The organism is Burkholderia sp. Ac-20365 (assembly GCF_017104715.1).
In the GTDB taxonomy this organism is placed as follows: domain Bacteria; phylum Pseudomonadota; class Gammaproteobacteria; order Burkholderiales; family Burkholderiaceae; genus Paraburkholderia.
On sequence record NZ_JAAGPI010000008.1, the window covers coordinates 42947 to 59483 of the forward strand.

General features: G+C 62.6%; 18 protein-coding genes. 9 read left to right on the plus strand and 9 right to left on the minus strand.

Going from position 1 to position 16537, the window contains the following annotated elements; all coding sequences use genetic code 11:
• The first annotated feature begins 221 nt into the window (after window positions 1-221).
• Window positions 222-521, plus strand: coding sequence for a hypothetical protein (locus G3O01_RS16300; RefSeq protein WP_205806169.1), 300 nt, complete (start codon window positions 222-224; stop codon window positions 519-521).
• A 73-nt stretch (window positions 522-594) separates the two neighbouring features.
• On the opposite strand, the gene ahpF is transcribed toward G3O01_RS16300, so the two are convergent.
• Both ahpF and ahpC read right to left on the minus strand, forming a co-directional pair.
• The gene (gene ahpF / locus G3O01_RS16305; protein WP_205806170.1) at window positions 595-2187 is read right to left on the minus strand and encodes an alkyl hydroperoxide reductase subunit F; all 1593 of its coding nucleotides are present in this window, start codon (window positions 2185-2187) and stop codon (window positions 595-597) included.
• A 192-nt stretch (window positions 2188-2379) separates the two neighbouring features.
• A complete protein-coding gene (ahpC, locus tag G3O01_RS16310) occupies window positions 2380-2943 on the minus strand; it encodes an alkyl hydroperoxide reductase subunit C (RefSeq protein WP_205806171.1) in 564 nt (187 codons plus the stop codon).
• Between the two features lie 232 nt (window positions 2944-3175).
• On the opposite strand from ahpC, the gene G3O01_RS16315 reads away from it, so the two are divergent.
• Window positions 3176-5572, plus strand: coding sequence for a DNA polymerase II (locus G3O01_RS16315; protein WP_205806172.1), 2397 nt, complete (start codon window positions 3176-3178; stop codon window positions 5570-5572).
• 754 nt (window positions 5573-6326) lie between these two features.
• On the opposite strand, the gene G3O01_RS16320 is transcribed toward G3O01_RS16315, so the two are convergent.
• From G3O01_RS16320 to G3O01_RS16330, 3 genes are all read right to left on the minus strand, one after another.
• Entirely contained in the window at window positions 6327-7352 is a 1026-nt protein-coding gene (locus tag G3O01_RS16320) for a trypsin-like peptidase domain-containing protein (protein WP_205806173.1), read from the minus strand.
• Window positions 7353-7464: 112 nt separating this feature from the next.
• On the minus strand, window positions 7465-7656 hold the full coding sequence (locus tag G3O01_RS16325; RefSeq protein ID WP_205806174.1) for a hypothetical protein: 192 nt from the start codon (window positions 7654-7656) through the stop codon (window positions 7465-7467).
• Window positions 7657-7937: 281 nt separating this feature from the next.
• Window positions 7938-8129 carry a hypothetical protein gene (locus tag G3O01_RS16330; RefSeq protein WP_205806175.1) on the minus strand — a complete coding sequence of 64 codons (192 nt, stop codon included), beginning with the start codon at window positions 8127-8129 and terminating at the stop codon, window positions 7938-7940.
• Here G3O01_RS16330 and G3O01_RS16335 point away from each other — a divergent pair.
• From G3O01_RS16335 to G3O01_RS16345, 3 genes are all read left to right on the plus strand, one after another.
• A complete protein-coding gene (locus G3O01_RS16335) occupies window positions 8128-8304 on the plus strand; it encodes a hypothetical protein (protein ID WP_205806176.1) in 177 nt (58 codons plus the stop codon). The two genes, G3O01_RS16330 and G3O01_RS16335, sit on opposite strands and share 2 nt — an antisense overlap.
• A 165-nt stretch (window positions 8305-8469) precedes the next feature.
• A complete protein-coding gene (locus G3O01_RS16340; RefSeq protein ID WP_205806177.1) occupies window positions 8470-8736 on the plus strand; it encodes a hypothetical protein in 267 nt (88 codons plus the stop codon).
• Between the two features lie 81 nt (window positions 8737-8817).
• The gene (locus tag G3O01_RS16345; protein WP_205806178.1) at window positions 8818-8961 is read left to right on the plus strand and encodes a hypothetical protein; all 144 of its coding nucleotides are present in this window, start codon (window positions 8818-8820) and stop codon (window positions 8959-8961) included.
• 152 nt (window positions 8962-9113) lie between these two features.
• Here the strand turns inward: G3O01_RS16345 and G3O01_RS16350 are convergent, their stop codons facing one another.
• The 3 genes from G3O01_RS16350 to G3O01_RS16360 all read right to left on the minus strand — a co-directional run bounded on the left by G3O01_RS16350 (window position 9114) and on the right by G3O01_RS16360 (window position 12234).
• Window positions 9114-10676: a SulP family inorganic anion transporter gene (locus G3O01_RS16350; RefSeq protein ID WP_205806179.1), complete on the minus strand. Its 1563-nt coding sequence runs from the start codon at window positions 10674-10676 to the stop codon at window positions 9114-9116.
• Window positions 10677-10799: 123 nt separating this feature from the next.
• Complete coding sequence (locus G3O01_RS16355) at window positions 10800-11465, minus strand: carbonic anhydrase (protein WP_205806180.1); 666 nt, start codon at window positions 11463-11465, stop codon at window positions 10800-10802.
• 391 nt (window positions 11466-11856) lie between these two features.
• The gene (locus tag G3O01_RS16360) at window positions 11857-12234 is read right to left on the minus strand and encodes a DUF427 domain-containing protein (RefSeq protein WP_205806181.1); all 378 of its coding nucleotides are present in this window, start codon (window positions 12232-12234) and stop codon (window positions 11857-11859) included.
• A 516-nt stretch (window positions 12235-12750) separates the two neighbouring features.
• On the opposite strand from G3O01_RS16360, the gene G3O01_RS16365 reads away from it, so the two are divergent.
• The 3 genes from G3O01_RS16365 to G3O01_RS16375 all read left to right on the plus strand — a co-directional run bounded on the left by G3O01_RS16365 (window position 12751) and on the right by G3O01_RS16375 (window position 15054).
• A complete protein-coding gene (locus G3O01_RS16365) occupies window positions 12751-13329 on the plus strand; it encodes a DUF3331 domain-containing protein (protein ID WP_205806182.1) in 579 nt (192 codons plus the stop codon).
• Between the two features lie 104 nt (window positions 13330-13433).
• Window positions 13434-14444, plus strand: coding sequence for a LysR family transcriptional regulator (locus G3O01_RS16370; protein ID WP_205806183.1), 1011 nt, complete (start codon window positions 13434-13436; stop codon window positions 14442-14444).
• Between the two features lie 55 nt (window positions 14445-14499).
• Window positions 14500-15054, plus strand: coding sequence for a YbaK/EbsC family protein (locus tag G3O01_RS16375; RefSeq protein ID WP_205806184.1), 555 nt, complete (start codon window positions 14500-14502; stop codon window positions 15052-15054).
• Window positions 15055-15092: 38 nt separating this feature from the next.
• Here the strand turns inward: G3O01_RS16375 and wrbA are convergent, their stop codons facing one another.
• Window positions 15093-15692, minus strand: coding sequence for an NAD(P)H:quinone oxidoreductase (gene wrbA / locus G3O01_RS16380; protein WP_205806185.1), 600 nt, complete (start codon window positions 15690-15692; stop codon window positions 15093-15095).
• Between the two features lie 262 nt (window positions 15693-15954).
• On the opposite strand from wrbA, the gene G3O01_RS16385 reads away from it, so the two are divergent.
• The gene (locus G3O01_RS16385) at window positions 15955-16521 is read left to right on the plus strand and encodes a DUF4142 domain-containing protein (protein WP_205806186.1); all 567 of its coding nucleotides are present in this window, start codon (window positions 15955-15957) and stop codon (window positions 16519-16521) included.
• Window positions 16522-16537: the final 16 nt, after the last annotated feature.

A 16537-nucleotide genomic window follows, 5' to 3' on the forward strand; every position in this document is an offset into this window, starting at 1 on the left:
TTCGCATTCCGAATAAATGGCCGAAAAAACGGTAGCACAGAGGATTGACGGACGCTGTAAAGATTAGTCAAGCGAGGCAATGCACCACACATCACGCAACGCTTGACAGAGTTTGACGCTATGCACGCGGCATCCAATGGACAATCCGATGCGCTCGTGCGGGCCGACACGATCGGCACGAAGCGTATTGAATCAACCCATCAAACGGAATCAAGAACACCATGAACAAGATCTCTGCCGCTCTGCTCGCTTCGCTGCTGGCCGTTGCGGGCGTCGCATCGGCGCAGACATCGGGCGACGGCATCGTGATGACCCACGACCGCGCGGTCGCAGCGCAAATCGAACAGCACGCTCGCGACGTCCAGGCAAGACCGGCCATCGAGCAGGATGTCGACGCGCCTGCTGAAAAGCTTGATCAGAAGTCTGTCCACGAACATCACGGCTATCGCAAGGCCGCGAAACCGGGCAAGGCACACAACAAGCACTCACACAAGCACACGCATAAGCTCGCACACAAGTAAGCGCGGCGTACAAAGACAAACGGGCTAGCTCACGCTAGCCCGTCCGCCTTACAGCACCACCCCAACCTGTCTATCAGGCCTCGGCCATCGCCGCCGCCTGCACATCTTCTTCGTCTTCGACGCTCGTGCGGATCAGATGATCGAACGCGGCCAGCGAAGCCTTCGCGCCTTCACCCACGGCGATCACGATCTGCTTGAACGGCACCGTCGTCACGTCGCCGGCAGCGAACACGCCCGGCACCGACGTCGCGCCCTTCGCGTCGACGACGATCTCACCGTGCTTCGACAGTTCGATCGTGCCCTTCAGCCATTCGGTGTTCGGCACCAGACCGATCTGCACGAACACGCCTTCGAGTTCGACATGCTTCGACTCGCTCGACCGGCGGTCCGTGTACGTGATGCCGTTCACCTTCTTGCCGTCGCCGGTAATTTCCGTCGTTTGCGCTTCCGTGATGACCGTCACGTTCGCGAGGCTGCGCAGCTTGCGTTGCAGCACTTCGTCGGCGCGCAGCGCTGCGCCGAACTCGATCAGCGTCACATGATTCACGATGCCGGCCAGATCGATCGCCGCCTCGACGCCCGAATTCCCGCCACCGACCACGGCCACGCGCTTGCCCTTGAACAGCGGACCGTCGCAGTGCGGGCAGTACGCCACGCCGTGGTTGCGATATTCACGCTCGCCCGGCACGTTGATTTCGCGCCAGCGCGCACCTGTTGCCAGCACGATCGTCCGGGCCTTCAGCACCGCGCCGCTTGCGAGGCGCACTTCGTTGATCTTGCCGGGAATCAGCGCTTCGGCGCGCTGCACGTCCATCACGTCGACTTCATAGCTCTTCACGTGCTGTTCGAGCGCCGTGGCGAACTTCGGTCCTTCCGTTTCCTGCACGGAGACGAAGTTTTCGATTGCCAGCGTATCGAGCACCTGGCCGCCGAAGCGTTCGGCCACCACACCCGTCGCAATACCCTTGCGCGCCGAGTAGATCGCCGCCGCCGCGCCAGCAGGCCCGCCGCCGACGATCAGCACGTCGAACACCGGCTTCTTTTCCAGTTCCTTCGCGGCACGCGCACCGGCGTTGGTGTCGAGCTTCGCGAGAATTTCCTTCACGCCGCTGCGGCCCTGGCCGAACACTTCGCCGTTCAGGAACATCGTCGGCACGGCCATGATCTGGCGCGACTCGACCTCGTTCTGGAACAGCGCGCCATCGATCGCCACGTGACGGATGCGCGGATTGACCAGCGCCATGATGTTGAGCGCCTGCACGACTTCCGGGCAGTTCTGGCACGACAGCGAGAAATACGTTTCGAACGTGTAGTCGCCGTCGAGTTCGCGGATCTGCTGGATCACGGCGTCGTCGAGCTTGATCGGGTGGCCGCCCGTTTGCAGCAGCGCCAGCACCAGCGACGTAAACTCGTGACCCATCGGAATGCCCGCGAAGCGGATGCCCGCGGCCTTGCCCGGTTCGCCGATCGAAAACGACGGCTTGCGCTCGTCGTCGCCGCGACGCTCGATCACGTTCACGCGCTCCGACAGCGTGGCAATGTCATTCAGCAGCGCGAGCATTTCCTGCGACTTCGCGCTGTCGTCGACGGAAGCGACGATCTCGATAGGACGACTGACTTTCTCGAGGTAGGCTTTGAGTTGGGTCTTCAGGTTCGCGTCGAGCATTTTTTTGGGTCCGTGGCGAGAGGAAAACGTGAAATCCGGTTCGCGCCCAGTGCGTTCGAGGAACGCGGCGCGGTAAGGCAATTCGCAAGACTTGTGGCCTTGCGGACTGCCTCACACGGCGCCGCGCAAGGCGGCGCCGTCGAGACAGAAATGACAGCGGGTAGCGTATGGCTTCTAGCGAGCCGGTAAAACTTAGATCTTGCCGATCAGGTCGAGCGACGGCGTCAGCGTTTCTGCGCCCGGCGTCCACTTGGCGGGGCAAACTTCACCCGGGTGAGCCGCGATGTATTGCGCAGCCTGCACCTTGCGCAGCAGTTCGCCAGCGTCACGGCCGATGCCGTTGTCGTGGATTTCGCACAGCTTGATCTCGCCTTCCGGGTTGATCACGAACGTGCCGCGCAGTGCCAGACCTTCTTCTTCGATCAGAACGTCGAAGTTGCGCGAGATTGCCAGCGTCGGGTCAGCGATCATCGGGTACTTGATCTTTTCGATCGTGTCCGACGTGTCGTGCCATGCCTTATGCGTGAAGTGCGTATCGGTCGACACGCTGTAGATTTCAACGCCGATTTTCTTGAATTCTTCGTAACGGTCGGCCAGATCGCCCAATTCCGTCGGGCACACGAACGTGAAGTCGGCCGGGTAGAACACGACGACGGACCACTTGCCCTTCAGGCTTTCGTCGGTGACGGTCACGAAATCGCCGTTGTGATACGCGGTGGCCTTGAACGGTTTGACCTGGCTGTTGATGATCGGCATCTGATACGTCCTCTTCAGTTGAGTTGGTTGGGGTGCTGCGATGGATTGAATTATGAAGAAGTCGCAGAATTTAAGAAATTTGATTGTTGCGATGCAGCTTATTAAATTTTCCTATCGACGCGTCGAAACCCTTGCCTGACAAGGGAAAGCGCGGCGCGCACGGGTCTTCCAGGACGGGTAAAATTGCTGCAAAAAAGTGTCCCGACAGGCGTTTTCAGCAGAGGTTTTCCGTTTGAGTGAGCTTCAACAGGGGTTTCTTCTCACCCGTCACTGGCGCGATTCGCCCTCCGGCACGGAGGTCGAATTCTGGCTCGCGACCGACGACGGTCCGCGCCATATCCGTTTGCGTCCGCAGTCGAACGTCGCGTTCATCCCTTCGGCACAACGCGAGCGCGCGGAAGACGTGCTGCGCCGGGAGAAGAGCGCGCAATCGCGCGGCATCGAGCTGCGCGAGCTGGAACTGTGCGATTTTCACCACCGGCCCGTGCTCGGGCTGTATTCGCCGCAATACCGGCAGTTGACCGGGCTCGAGAAGCGCCTGACGCAAGGCGGCGTCGATGTGTACGAAGCCGATGTGTTCCCGCCCGATCGCTACATGATGGAGCGTTTTATCACCGCGCCCGTGCTGTATGGCGGCGAGGCGAATCCTGACGGCCGCGGCCCGCTGCTGAACGCCGACATGAAGCCTGCGAGCGGCTACCGGCCAAAGCTGAAGCTGGTTTCGCTCGATATCGAAACCAGCGCGCACGCCGAGTTGTATTCCATCGCGCTCGAAGGCTGCGGGCAGCGTCAGGTGTACATGCTCGGGCCGCAGAACGGCGACGCGTCGGGCATCGACTTCGCGCTGGAGTACTGCGACACGCGGGCGCAACTGATCGAGCGCCTGATCGGATGGCTGGAAATGCACGATCCCGATGCCATCATCGGCTGGAATCTCGTGCAGTTCGATCTAAAAGTGCTGCACGAAACGGCGCAGAAGCATGGCGTGCCGCTGCGCATCGGGCGTGGCGGCGCGGTGATGGAATGGCGCGAGCACGGGCTGAAGCAGAACCATTTTTTTGCGGGCGCGGCCGGGCGGCTGATCATCGACGGGATCGAGGCGCTGCGCTCGGCTACCTGGAGCTTTCCGTCGTTCAGCCTCGAATATGTCGCGCAATCGGTGCTGGGCGAAGGCAAGTCCATCGATAACCCTTATCAGCGGATGGACGAGATCCAGCGCCGCTTCGACGAGGACAAGCCCGCGCTCGCGCGCTACAACCTGAAAGACTGCGAGTTGGTCACACGCATCTTCGAGAAGACGGACCTGCTGCCGTTCCTGCTCGAACGCGCGACGGTGACGGGACTGCCTGCCGACCGCAGCGGCGGCTCGGTGGCGGCGTTCACGCATCTGTACATGCCGCGCATGCACCGGCTCGGCTACGTCGCGCCGAATCTCGGCGATGTTGCGGGCGCGGCGAGTCCCGGCGGCTTCGTGATGGATTCGAAGCCGGGCCTGTACGACTCCGTGCTCGTGCTCGATTACAAGAGCCTGTATCCGTCGATCATTCGCACGTTTCTGATCGATCCTGTCGGACTGGTCGACGGCGTGCGCAATCCCGACGACGAACACTCCGTGCCTGGCTTCCTCGGCGCGCGTTTTTCGCGTGCGAACCACTGCCTGCCGTCGATCGTCGCGCAGGTCTGGGAAGGACGCGAAGCGGCGAAGCGCGAGCACAACAAGCCGCTGTCGCAGGCGTTGAAGATCATCATGAACGCGTTTTACGGCGTGCTGGGTTCGACGGGTTGCCGCTTTTTCGATCCGCGGCTTGCGTCGTCGATCACGATGCGCGGACACGAGATCATGCATCGCACGCGCGAGCTGATCGAAGCGCGCGGTTATGCGGTGATCTACGGCGACACCGATTCGACTTTTGTCTGGCTGCGTCACGCGCATGACGAGGAAGACGCGGCGCGGATTGGGCGCGAGCTTGTCGCTGGCATCAACGCGTGGTGGCGGGAGCATTTGCGCGAGCGCTTCGGTCTTGAGAGCGCGCTTGAGTTGCAGTTCGAACGGCATTACAGGCGCTTTTTCATGCCGACCGTGCGGGGCGCGGAGGAAGGCAGCAAGAAACGTTATGCAGGTTTGACCGTGCTCGCCGATGGCAGTGAAGAGGTAGTCTACAAAGGTCTGGAGACCGTGCGGACCGACTGGACGCCGCTGGCTCAGCGTTTTCAGCAGGAACTGTATCTGCGGATCTTCAAGCAGCAGCCTTATCGCGAGTATGTGCGGGATTATGTGCGGCGCACGCTGGCGGGTGAGTTTGATGAGCTGCTCGTGTATCGGAAGCGGCTGCGTCGGCCGCTGTCCGACTATGAACGCAATGTGCCGCCGCATGTGCGGGCAGCGCGTACCGCTGATGAGTTTAATCGCCAGCGTGGACGGCCGTTGCAGTATCAGAACGGTGGATGGATCAGCTATGTGATGACTGGCGCTGGGCCAGAGCCGCTGGAAACGCGCGAGGCGTTACGGTCGGAGATCGACTACGAGCATTATCTGACGAGGCAGTTGCAGCCCGTGGCTGATGCGATTTTGCCTTTGCTTAAGGATGATTTTGCGACTTTGGCGTCGGGGCAGAGGTTATTGTTCTGAGGTTTTTTTGTCTGCGACGCTGGGGTGGTTTGCCTGGTTTTGCTTTGGCATCCGCGTTTTGTTTTGCCTGCTTCAGGCGTCGCCCCTGTGCGGGGCGGCACTTACTTTCTTTGCCGCCGCAAAGAAAGTAAGCAAAGAAAGCGGGCTAACACCGCCCGCTCTTGACCTCCGCCTGAGGGCCCCCAACGGGTCCTCCACTTCACACGGCAACTTCTCAGTCACCGCCCGTTGCCCGCGCTTCGAATCAACGCCTCACCCACTTCAATCACCCGTAGCGCAACCAGCGGCAGCGAATGGTTACGGTCGCCCAGGTGGCAAACTGTGTGTAGGTCGTAGTGCCTCACGCGTCAGCGCTTCTACGACACCGATCCCGTTTTGAGCCGCGACCTTGGTTTTCAGTCTGGAGTGGAGCGCGTACGTCGCGACAGCCTACACACAGTTTGCCGCTATAGAACGTGGGCAATGCGATCGCGCATGCAACGACGCGGGAGCGTGAAGCGGGTGAGGCGCTGATTCAAAGCGCTGGCAACGGGCATCGAACGGAGCGGTTGCCGTGTGAAGGAGAGGACCCGTTGGGGGCCCTCAGGCGGGAACAAGAGTTGGCGGTGTGAGCGGCTTTCTTTGCTTACTTTCTTTGCCGCGGCAAAGAAAGTAAGTGCCGCCCCGCACAGGGGCAACGCTAGCAAACCAGAGACAAAACGCGGATGCCAGCGAAAGAAAAAAGCCGTCGGCGGACAAAACAACCCAAAAAAACCTAAACCGATTGCTCAACAGGCCGCAGCCTGACCTCTACCCTCCGCGTCCCACGCAAAACCCCAACCTCAACATCGCGATCAATCTTCGACCCATCCAGCACGCGCTGCAGCGCATCGACACCCTCAACGGCCACGCCATCGATAGCAACAATCGTATCGTCCGTCCGCAAGCCGCCGACAGCCGCCGGACTCCCTTTGACGATTTCCATCACCCGAACACCACTCCCGGACTCGAGACCAAAAAACCGCTGCACCTTCCGCGGCAACGCCATCGTCGTGCCAGCGACGCCGATATAAGCCCGCCTCACGCGCCCATGCGCAAAAATCTGCATGATCACCCACTTCGCGGTATCGATCGCCGTCGCGAAACTGATCGACTGCGCGCCCGGAATGATCGCCGTATTCACACCGATCACCTGCCCCGCCGAATTGATCAACGGCCCACCCGAATTGCCCGGATTGAGCGCTGCATCCGTCTGGATCACGTCGTAAATCATGCGGCCCGAGTTCGAGCGCAACGAGCGGCCGAGCGCCGAGACCACGCCCGCCGTCACCGTCTGCTCGAGCCCGAGCGGATTGCCAACCGCAATCGCAATCTGCCCGACACGCAATTTGCCCGATTCGCCCAGCGCGACATGCGGCAGCGGCTCCCGTGAGCCAATACGCAAAACGGCCAGGTCGCTGTGCGGATCGTCACCGACCAGATCGGCGTCGAACTTCGTGCCGTCGGCAAGCTGCACACGGATATGCGTCGCGCCATGCACGACGTGGCTGTTGGTCAAAAGATAACCGTCGGGCGTGAAGATGAAACCCGAGCCGGTGCCCGCGCGCGCGTGGCGCTCGGGCGCGCCCGGCACGCGGCGCTCGACGGTGATGAAGACGACGGCCGCCCGCACCCGTTCGAGCGCATCGATGACGGTGCGCGAATAGGCGTCGAGGAGTAGGGCGTCGTCGGAGGATCCGGGGGCTGCGGCGCTTGGCAGCGCGCCCGACAGATCGTCGACAAAACGGGGACGGCTTCCCATGACAAGGCTCCGGATAAGCGAGAGCCGCACATGCGGGGCAGACAAGGGGTTTTTCAAGCGCGGCGGACGGCGCCCGACGTGAACGTCGAGGCGCGCCGCCCAGGAAGGCGCGTCAGATGAGTTTCAGGTTGCGGATGCGGCCGATGCGCGGCGAACGTTCGAGGATCAGCTTCTCGATCGCTTCGGGCACCAGCGCTCTGGGAATATTGGCGGGCACGTCCGACACCAGTTGCGACGGCACATTCACGATGAAGTCGTCGGGTGCGGTGGCGAGGCTGTGCTCGTAGGTAACGCGGTAGTCCATGCTTGAGTGCGAAAAAACGTAGGTAGTGTGGCGAAATCGTTGCGTCGGAGGGCGCGCTGCGCCTGCTCGCGCGCATGCTGTTCCGAGATCGTACCTCAGACACGCATCCCGCGCCGCACGGCGCGACCCGCAATGTGCGCCGCCGAACGCCGTGCGCATGCGCGCGCGCCGCCCTTCAACGCAAAAAAACCGGACAGGATGCGCGCGCATCTCCGTCCGGCTTTTCTGATCTTGATCCCGCGGTGAACACAGGCACTATTTGCCCATAGCAAAAGCCACCCTCACCGGTGCCAGCCGCCGTGGCCCCAGCAGCAACTGTAGCCGACGCCGACATTCACCGTCGGTCCCGCGTAATACCCCGGCGCGTAGCCATAACCCGGCGCATACGCATAACCATATGGCGGCGCGACGACGCAGCCGCCCAACCCGATCGTCGCCGCGGCGACGGCTACCAGCGTCAGAAGTTTCTTCATGATCGTTCTCCCTTCTCCTACGTCATTTGAGCAGACGCTACAGAAGGCGTTCGTGACCACTTGTGACGATGCATTACGGCGCGATACGCAGCAACGCATGCACCGCGCCGCCGCCGACCCGCGCAAGAAAGGCGCCTGCACAACCCAGGGCCTTTACGTGCAGACCGCACACTAACAGTTGCTTACCATTCGCCGGGTCGTGAGGAGAAACGGGCGCGTCCGCTCCACAGGCAGATTTCGATGACGCCGGTATGAATCCGAAATCGGCCTCTGTTCGACCGATTGATTGGGGGATCCGCGGCGCACACTGCAGTCATGCCAGTGCACTGAGGAGCCTGAAATGTCTTCCCGCCATGACAGAAGCAATGCGTTCGAGCCCGAAGCGTTTGAAACGCGGGATTACCCGGAAGCCGAACTGATGCGCGGCTTGCAGCTCGCGTCCGACACGGTGCTGCGCCTCGCCACCCAGACGCACGAGGCGGTCGCGCGCGGCGACGCGGTGAGCGCGGAACTGGCGCGCGTCTCGCTGGAAAAGCAGCTTGCGCTGACCACGCGGCTGATCGACGAGCTTCTGTTCGACGGCGAGGATCGCCACACGACGCACTGATCCGGCGCTTGCGCGACGGGACGAAGTGAACACCACGGCAGCAATGGAAGCAATCGCAGCACCGACAGACTGGAACACGAAATGAACGTTTTGACCGTACTTCTTTGCATCTGGGCCATGGTGGCGTTGTGCGCAGTGCTGTTCATCCGCGGCGCGAGCCCGCGCGTCGAGCGTCCGTCGAAGGTGAAGCAGGCGCGGCCGTCGCGCTACTCGATCGCCGAGTAAGCTTCTCCGCCTGCGCGGCAAGGCGCGACCCCACGGCCAGCGCCCTCGCCTTCGCCCGTTTTACTCGCCGCCACGCCGGCGAGTTCAGCAAGACCTCTTCCGATCGCACGCAGACAGGCGCACCATCGCGCCCTCTTTTCTGCCTCCACCCGTCAGCCCGTCGTCGCGCGCAGCGACGGCAACAGCGTCCGTCCTTCCTGCGCAGCCGGCTCCGGCCAGCGCAAACGCTCGACGGAAATCTGCCGTTGCGGCGCTTCGCTGACGAACGCATCCAACGTGTCACGAATATCGCGATCGATGAAATCGGCACGTTCCGCGTCGATCAGCACCGTCGCGCGATCCGGAATCTGCCCGAGGCAATGCGTGAGCATCGGCTTCGACAGGAAGGTCGCGTCCTTGCGCAGCACCAGCAGATAGTGATCGTCGTGGCGTGTCAGCGTGAACGTGCGCGACAGGTTCGCGCGCATCGCGAGCAGCGCGCTTGTGGCGATACCGATGCCAATGCCGATCAGCAGATCCGTCGCGAGCACGCCGCCGATCGTCGCCGCGAACGGCACGAAGCGGTCGACGCCCTCGCGTGCCATCGACGCAAACAGCGCCGGCTTCGCGAGCTTGTAGCCGGTGTGAATCAGGATCGCCGCGAGACACGCGAGCGGAATCAGGTTCAGCACGGTCGTCAGCGCAAACACGCTCGCCAGCAGCAGCACGCCGTGAATCACCGCCGACATGCGCGTCTGCGCACCCGCATGCACGTTCGCCGAGCTGCGCACGATCACGGCCGTCAGCGGCAGCCCGCCCAGCACGGCCGCCACCATATTGCCGACGCCCTGCGCCTTCAGCTCGCGATCCGGCGACGCGCGGCGGCGCTTCGGATCGATCTGCTCGACGGCTTCGAGGCTCAGCAGCGTTTCGAGACTCGCGACGATCGCGAGCGTCATCGCGACACGCCAGACGTCGGCGTCGACGAGCTGCGTGAAATCGGGCATCGAGATCGCGCCCGTCAGCGCCGCGAACGAATCGAGCGACGCCAGCGACACGCGATGCTCAGTCGGCAGCGACAGCGCGGGCGCGAGCACGTCGAGCGCAAGCGTCGCGCCGATGCCGAGCGCAACGGCGGCAAGCGGTCCCGGCACCATGCGCACGATCGCATAACGCTTCGCGCGCGGCGTCTCCCAGAGGAACAGCATCGCCACCGATACGACGGCGAGCACGAGCGACACCAGCGTCACGTCGCCGAACGGCGTCGCCAGCGTGCCCGCATGCGGGACGGCGGCGTCAGCGCCGCTCACGAGTCCCATGCCGAGCGGAAGCTGCTTGACGATCAGGATGATGCCGATCGAAGCCAGCATGCCCTTGATGACGGCCACGGGCACGAAGCTCGCGAGCCGCCCCGCGCGCAGCAGGCCGAAGCCGACCTGCAACGCGCCCGCAATCAGCACCGCACAGAGAAACGCGGAAAAGCTGCCGAGCGATGCGATCGCCGACACGACGATCACGACGAGGCCCGCGGCCGGCCCGCTCACGCTCAGATGCGAGCCGCTCAACAGCGCGACGACGAGTCCGCCGACGATACCGGACACCAGCCCGGCAAACGGCTCGACACCGGACGCAGTGGCGATGCCCAGACATAGCGGCAACGCGACGAGAAACACGACGATCCCAGCGAAGACATCGCTACGCAGGGTCGATAGACGGGAGACAGGTGGAGTGTGCATGGTATCCGCAAGGTCGAGTTGGGCCACGCCGCGCGGCGACATGCGCCGGCGGCTCGATGGTCGTATCCGTGTAAACCGTGAAAGGCGTGAGTTACTGTGAAATAACGCGTTGAGCGGTAGTCGTTACGCCGCGTCGCGCACGGCGAGCGCTTCGTGCGCGTGCGTGTGCGCTTCTGCGTGCATGCCGGCAATCTCCCGTGACTCGTCCATATCGGTCAGTTGCGTGAGCAAGCCTTCGCGCAGCCCGAAAATCCAGCCATGCACGTGAGGCGGCTGCGGCGCGCGCCGCACGATGGGCGATTCGCGCAGCAGCCGCACCTGCTCGATCACATTCAACTCCGCGAAGCGATCGACGCGCTCGTCGAAATCCGCAATCGCAAGCAGTTCGTCGCGATGGCGTTCAGCCAGTTCGCGCAATCCGGCGATACGACGGTTCACGACGGGCAACGCATCCGAAGGCGGCGACAGCGCGGCGCGCACGCCGCCGCAATGATGATGTCCGCAGATGATCACGTGCTCGACCTTCAGCGCATGTACCGCGTACTCGATCACGCTCGATGCATTGCCGTCGTCGGATGTGTAGAGATTCGCGATGTTGCGATGGACGAACAGTTCGCCCGGCTGCGCATTGGTGATGCGCTCGGCGGGCACGCGGCTGTCGGAACAACCGATCCACAAGATGCGCGGCTGCTGGCCGCGCGCCAGATCCGTGAAGAACTCGGGCTCGCGGTTCAAGACTTCCTGCGACCACGCTAGATTGGACAGCAATAGGCGTTTCGGATGATTCATCAATCGTGCTCCTGCCGGGTTCTGGATTGAACGGAGTCTGTCCATCGCGGACAAACGCGATGTGATTACGAAAAGCTTACGGCAAGAAGGTTCCGAAAAAAAATCAACAAAAATCATTTGATGCCGGCTGCATCCGATGCCCGGAAAGCGTGCAACCATGCGGCTCTCCGGGTTTTTATGTCGATTGCGTGATGGGCTGCACCGCAATGAAGCAGCGCGCATGTCTGGCAGGGTCAGGGAATTGATTTTTGTCAAACCTGTCACGTTTGACAGATTTGTCAATGACACGAACGCGCGGCGATGCGTCGTGAGTCGATGGGCGGCGATCAGCAGGTGTGAAGCCCTCGAGCGAGGGCTTCGACGTCAGTCAGTCAATCTGAAGCGCGCAGCATTACCGCGCGCTGACTTCGATGGAATCGACGCGGTTCGGATAGAACGCAACGTGTTCCCTGATCTGCGCGACCGCGTCGTAGGGGCTTTCGTAACTCCACACCGCATTGACGGCACGCTCGCCGCCGGCAGGAATGCTGTAATAACTGCATTCGCCCTTGTACGGGCAATAGGTCGAATGATCGGTGCGTTCGAGCAGCGACATATCGACGTCCTTGCGCGGAATGTAGAGCACTTCCGGATACGACGCTTCGTGGAAAGACAGCGCATCGGTGCTGTCGGCGATCTTGCGTCCTGCCACCGACACGACCACGCGAGATCCGCTCTTTTCAATCGTGATGGGATGTTCGGGGCCGGGAATCTTCACTGTCTTGTCCATTGCGTCGTGTCCTTGCGAGGGAAACAGGTTGGGGCCGGGCGGCGAAATACCGTCCGAGTATGGACGCCCTCGAAGCGATGTCAAGACGAGACCCCGCGCGATGTGGTGGCTATCTGGTCGTTTCTGTCGCGATCCGAGTGCATATGCATCGGCGGACAGCCCGATGCCGCAAGCGATTGCCGCGATTTGACGTTTGCTCGCCGTCCCATTGTTTGATTTAGATAAATTGAGTGTTCATTTAGCTGGCATTTATCTGCTTCTGGCGAGCCGTTAGCATGCACGCCATGTGACCGGTGGTAAATGCCGGCCGCGAAAGCTGATTGCCACGCTGTGATGCAGCGTGAAGCCGCTCCAATCGTTCGCCGTGATGGCGCAGCGACGTGCGGCGCATGCGTTTTCGCCCGCGCGCAGGCAGCTGTGTTTTGCAGCTGCCGGGTGGCCATCAAAAGCAGAACGTAAGGTTCTGCGCGACCCGATGAGCCGTCTCGACGGGCCATGCTTTAACGAGGAGTCGACGTGAGCAGGATTGGAACTGCAACAGCCGCTACGGCTGAACCCAGGCCTCGCGCCCACGCAAACCGGCGCGCGAGCGGCGAGCCGGAAGTGCGCCGCAAGGAAACGCTGTACGCCGGCCTCCCATCCGAGGTTGCTGGCGGCGGCGCGCTCGCCTCGTCCGCGCTGCGCGACCCTTGGGCCGCGACTATTTCGCGGCTGGGCAAGTCGCCCGCGCAGGACATCAAGCTTGTGTCGTCCGACAAATGCGACAAGGGTGCGTGTTCCGCGCGCCCGGCCCGCCGCAACACTACGGCAGAACGCGCGCAAGCGGCGACGGACCAGCACAGCGGTGCCGTGATCACGTTCGTCGAACGCTTCGGCGCGAAGTCGATTTCGATCACGTGGCGCGACTCGACGGCAGGCCGTTATACCGAGCAACTGTGGGTGCGCCGTATCGCCCGCTCGCGCGGCGTGTGTGCGCTGACGGGCGCGAACATCGTGCGCGGCGATGCCGTGTACGGACCGTTCAGCCGTCCCACGAGCCGCCCGCGCAACATGTCGCAGATGATCCTCGCCGACCAGCTCGACGACCTCGAATGATCGACGCAGCGCGAACGCGCTACACTTCGGACGCGCACGCCTCGCGTGCCATGCGCCGCCCCCGCTGACGCGCCGGGCGGCGCTTTACGTTCCGGAGACCTGTCATGGCTACGCAAGCCGGTCGGGCGCACACGCCGCCTGTCACGCTGCACTCCGCATCGTCGGCGACGATCGACGGGACCACCAGCACGAGTGCAATGGACCGCTTCGGTTCGCTCAATGTGTTCGTGCGCGCAGCCGAAACCCGCAGCTTCACGGAAGCAGGCCGCCAGTTGGGCATATCGGCATCGGCGGTCGGCAAGGCCATTTCGCGGCTGGAAACACGGCTCGGCGCACGTCTCTTTCATCGCAGCACGCGCAGCATCACGCTCACGAATGAAGGCGCGCTGTTCCTCACGCGTTGTCAACGCATCTTCGAAGAAATCGAAGCTGCCGAGAGCGAACTGGCGCATGCGCATGCCGCACCGCGCGGACAGTTGCGCGTGAGCATGCCGATGGTCACGAAGCTCATGATGCCCGTGATCGGCGAGTTCATGAAGGCGTACCCGGAGATCATGCTGGACATCGACTTCAGCGACCGTGTCGTCGATGTGATCGAAGAAGGCTTCGATGTCGTAATGCGTACGGGCGACGTCAACGACTCGCAGTTGATCACGCGCACGATGGGCACGTATGTGCATCTGATCGTCGCGTCGCCCGAGTATCTTGCGAAACATGCGCCGCTCACCGCGCCTGAGGCGCTCGTGCATCACGCGTGCCTTCAGCATCGTTTTCCGACCACGGGCAAACTGCGCCGCTGGCCGCTGGAACGCGATGGCGAATCGATCGATGTGGACCTGCCCACGACAGCCGTCGCAACAGCAGTAGAGCCGTTGATCGCGATGGCCGAGCAAGGTCTTGGCCTTGCATGCGTGCCGGACTTCACGGTGCGTGTGCAGGTGGAGAACGGCACGCTCGTTCCCGTGCTGCGAGAATACTCGGGCGCGCTCAGCGTATTTCGCGCACTGTGGCCGTCGGGCGGGCAACTGACGCCGAAGGTGCGCGCCTTCGTCGACTTCATGAGCGCGCATCTCTTCGCCGTCGAACCCGCCAGGGCACACGCGCGCAACGAATGATCGAACGTACAATGTGTGCGCGTTGTTTTCGTCCGCTCACTGCTCACAGGTCACCATGCTTTCGCACGAACCGCTTCAGAAGCTCGACATCATCGCGCCCGATCAGATCGGCGCACATCTGCCCGCACACGTCGCCGCATCGATTGAAGGCCGCGACATCGTCGTGTTCTCCGTCACCGACGACGCATCCGATACAGCCGACTTCAGCGCGCGCTACGGCTTCCCGATGGAAGACTGCGCGAACACGATCGTCGTCAAGTACAAGAAGGATGGCGGCGAACATCTGGCCGCGATCGTGACGCTCGGCTCGTTGCGGCTCGACGTCAACGGCGCCGTCAAAGCCGTGCTTGGCGCAAAGCGCATTTCGTTCGCGCAGCGCGAGATCGCGACGCAAGAGAGTGCAATGGAGTTCGGCGGCATCACGGCGTTCGGCCTGCCCGCGAGCTGGCGCATTCTCGTCGATGCCGCCGTGATGCAACGCCAGCAAGTGGTGATGGGCGCAGGCGTGCGCGCGGCGAAACTGTTGCTCGCGCCGTTGGTGCTCGAACAAGTCGAGCGCGTCGAAGTCGCACAACTGACGTTGCCGCCCGACGCGCCCGAAGCGGTTTAAACCATCCCAGGCTGAACGCGCAATCCTAGCGTGCGCACTCAGCCAAACAGCTTCGCCGCCGTCTTCGCCACCAGTTCACCCTGATGCCGCGCGCCTTCGAGATCGATCGCGCTGGGCTGGCGCGAGCCGTCGGCGGCTGCGATGGTCGTGGCGCCATACGGCGCGCCGCCCACGATCTCCGTCATGTTCATCATCCCCTGATGGCTGTACGGCAAGCCCACGATGATCATGCCGAGATGCATCAGGTTCGTGATGATCGAGAACAACGTGGTCTCCTGCCCGCCGTGCTGCGTCCCCGTCGATGCGAACGCCGCGCCCACTTTTCCGTTGAGCGCGCCGCGCAACCATAGCCCGCCCGTCTGATCGAGAAACGCCGCCATCTGCGACGACATGCGCCCATAGCGCGTGCCCGTTCCAACCACGATGGCGTCGTATTGTTCGAGTTCGGCGACCGTCGCAACCGGCGCCTGCTGATCGAGCTTGAAGTGCGACTTCTTCGCAATCTCTTCGGGCACGGTCTCCGGCACGCGCTTGATGTCGACCTGTGCGCCCGCACTGCGCGCGCCTTCTGCAATGGCTTCCGCCATCTGTTCGATGTGCCCGTACGACGAGTAATAGAGAACGAGAACCCTGGCCATTGCGATCTCCTGACGAGAGAGCGAAGCGGGCATGCTTCGCGTTGAGAGAGACTTGCATCGATTGCCGTGCCGCTCACGATACTACCGACAGATCATGCGTGTCTTTGCAGCCGCCGCTGCATTGCATCGACACGCGCGCCACGCCACAACCTTTACGCCCCGTTACACAAGCGACATCGTCGTTTCACCTGCACGCACAACGGGCCCCTAGAATGCCCTCGGCTGATTCACAGCTCATTCGCAGAACACTGAAGGAGAACACATGATCCGTTTGCCCATCGCTTCCATCGTCTGTGCATCCACGACTACTCTGTTGCTGTTCGCATCGGCGGTGAATGCGCAAACCACGCAACCGGCACAGGCTGCGCCGGCCGCTGAGTCCGTGCGGCTGCACGCGGCCGACCAGACCTTCATCAACGACGGCACGCAGGCCGTCGCAACGCAGCGCGATGCCGCGCGCATCGCGACGTCGCGCTCGACGGACCGCGACGTGAAGGCTTTCGCCGAAAAAGTCGCCGCCGACAATCTCACGATCGCCAACGCGCTGCGCGCAGCGAGCCCGCGCGGCGTCGACGTGCCGCACAACAACCCGGATACGGCCACGCTCGACAGCATCAAGAACCTGCGCGGCGGGGACTTCGACAAGGCGTATATCGAGCAGATCGCATTGAGCGGCGAGCAGAAAACGCTGTCGGCGTTCCAGGCAGAGATTGCGTCGGGACGCGATGCGCAACTGAAAGAAGCAGCGCAGAAAGCACTGCCCACCATTCAGGCGCAATACGCGGCTGCGCAGGAACTCGCGAAGCGCAAGCATCTCGCGACGCAGTAACGCTTCTGGTAGTACG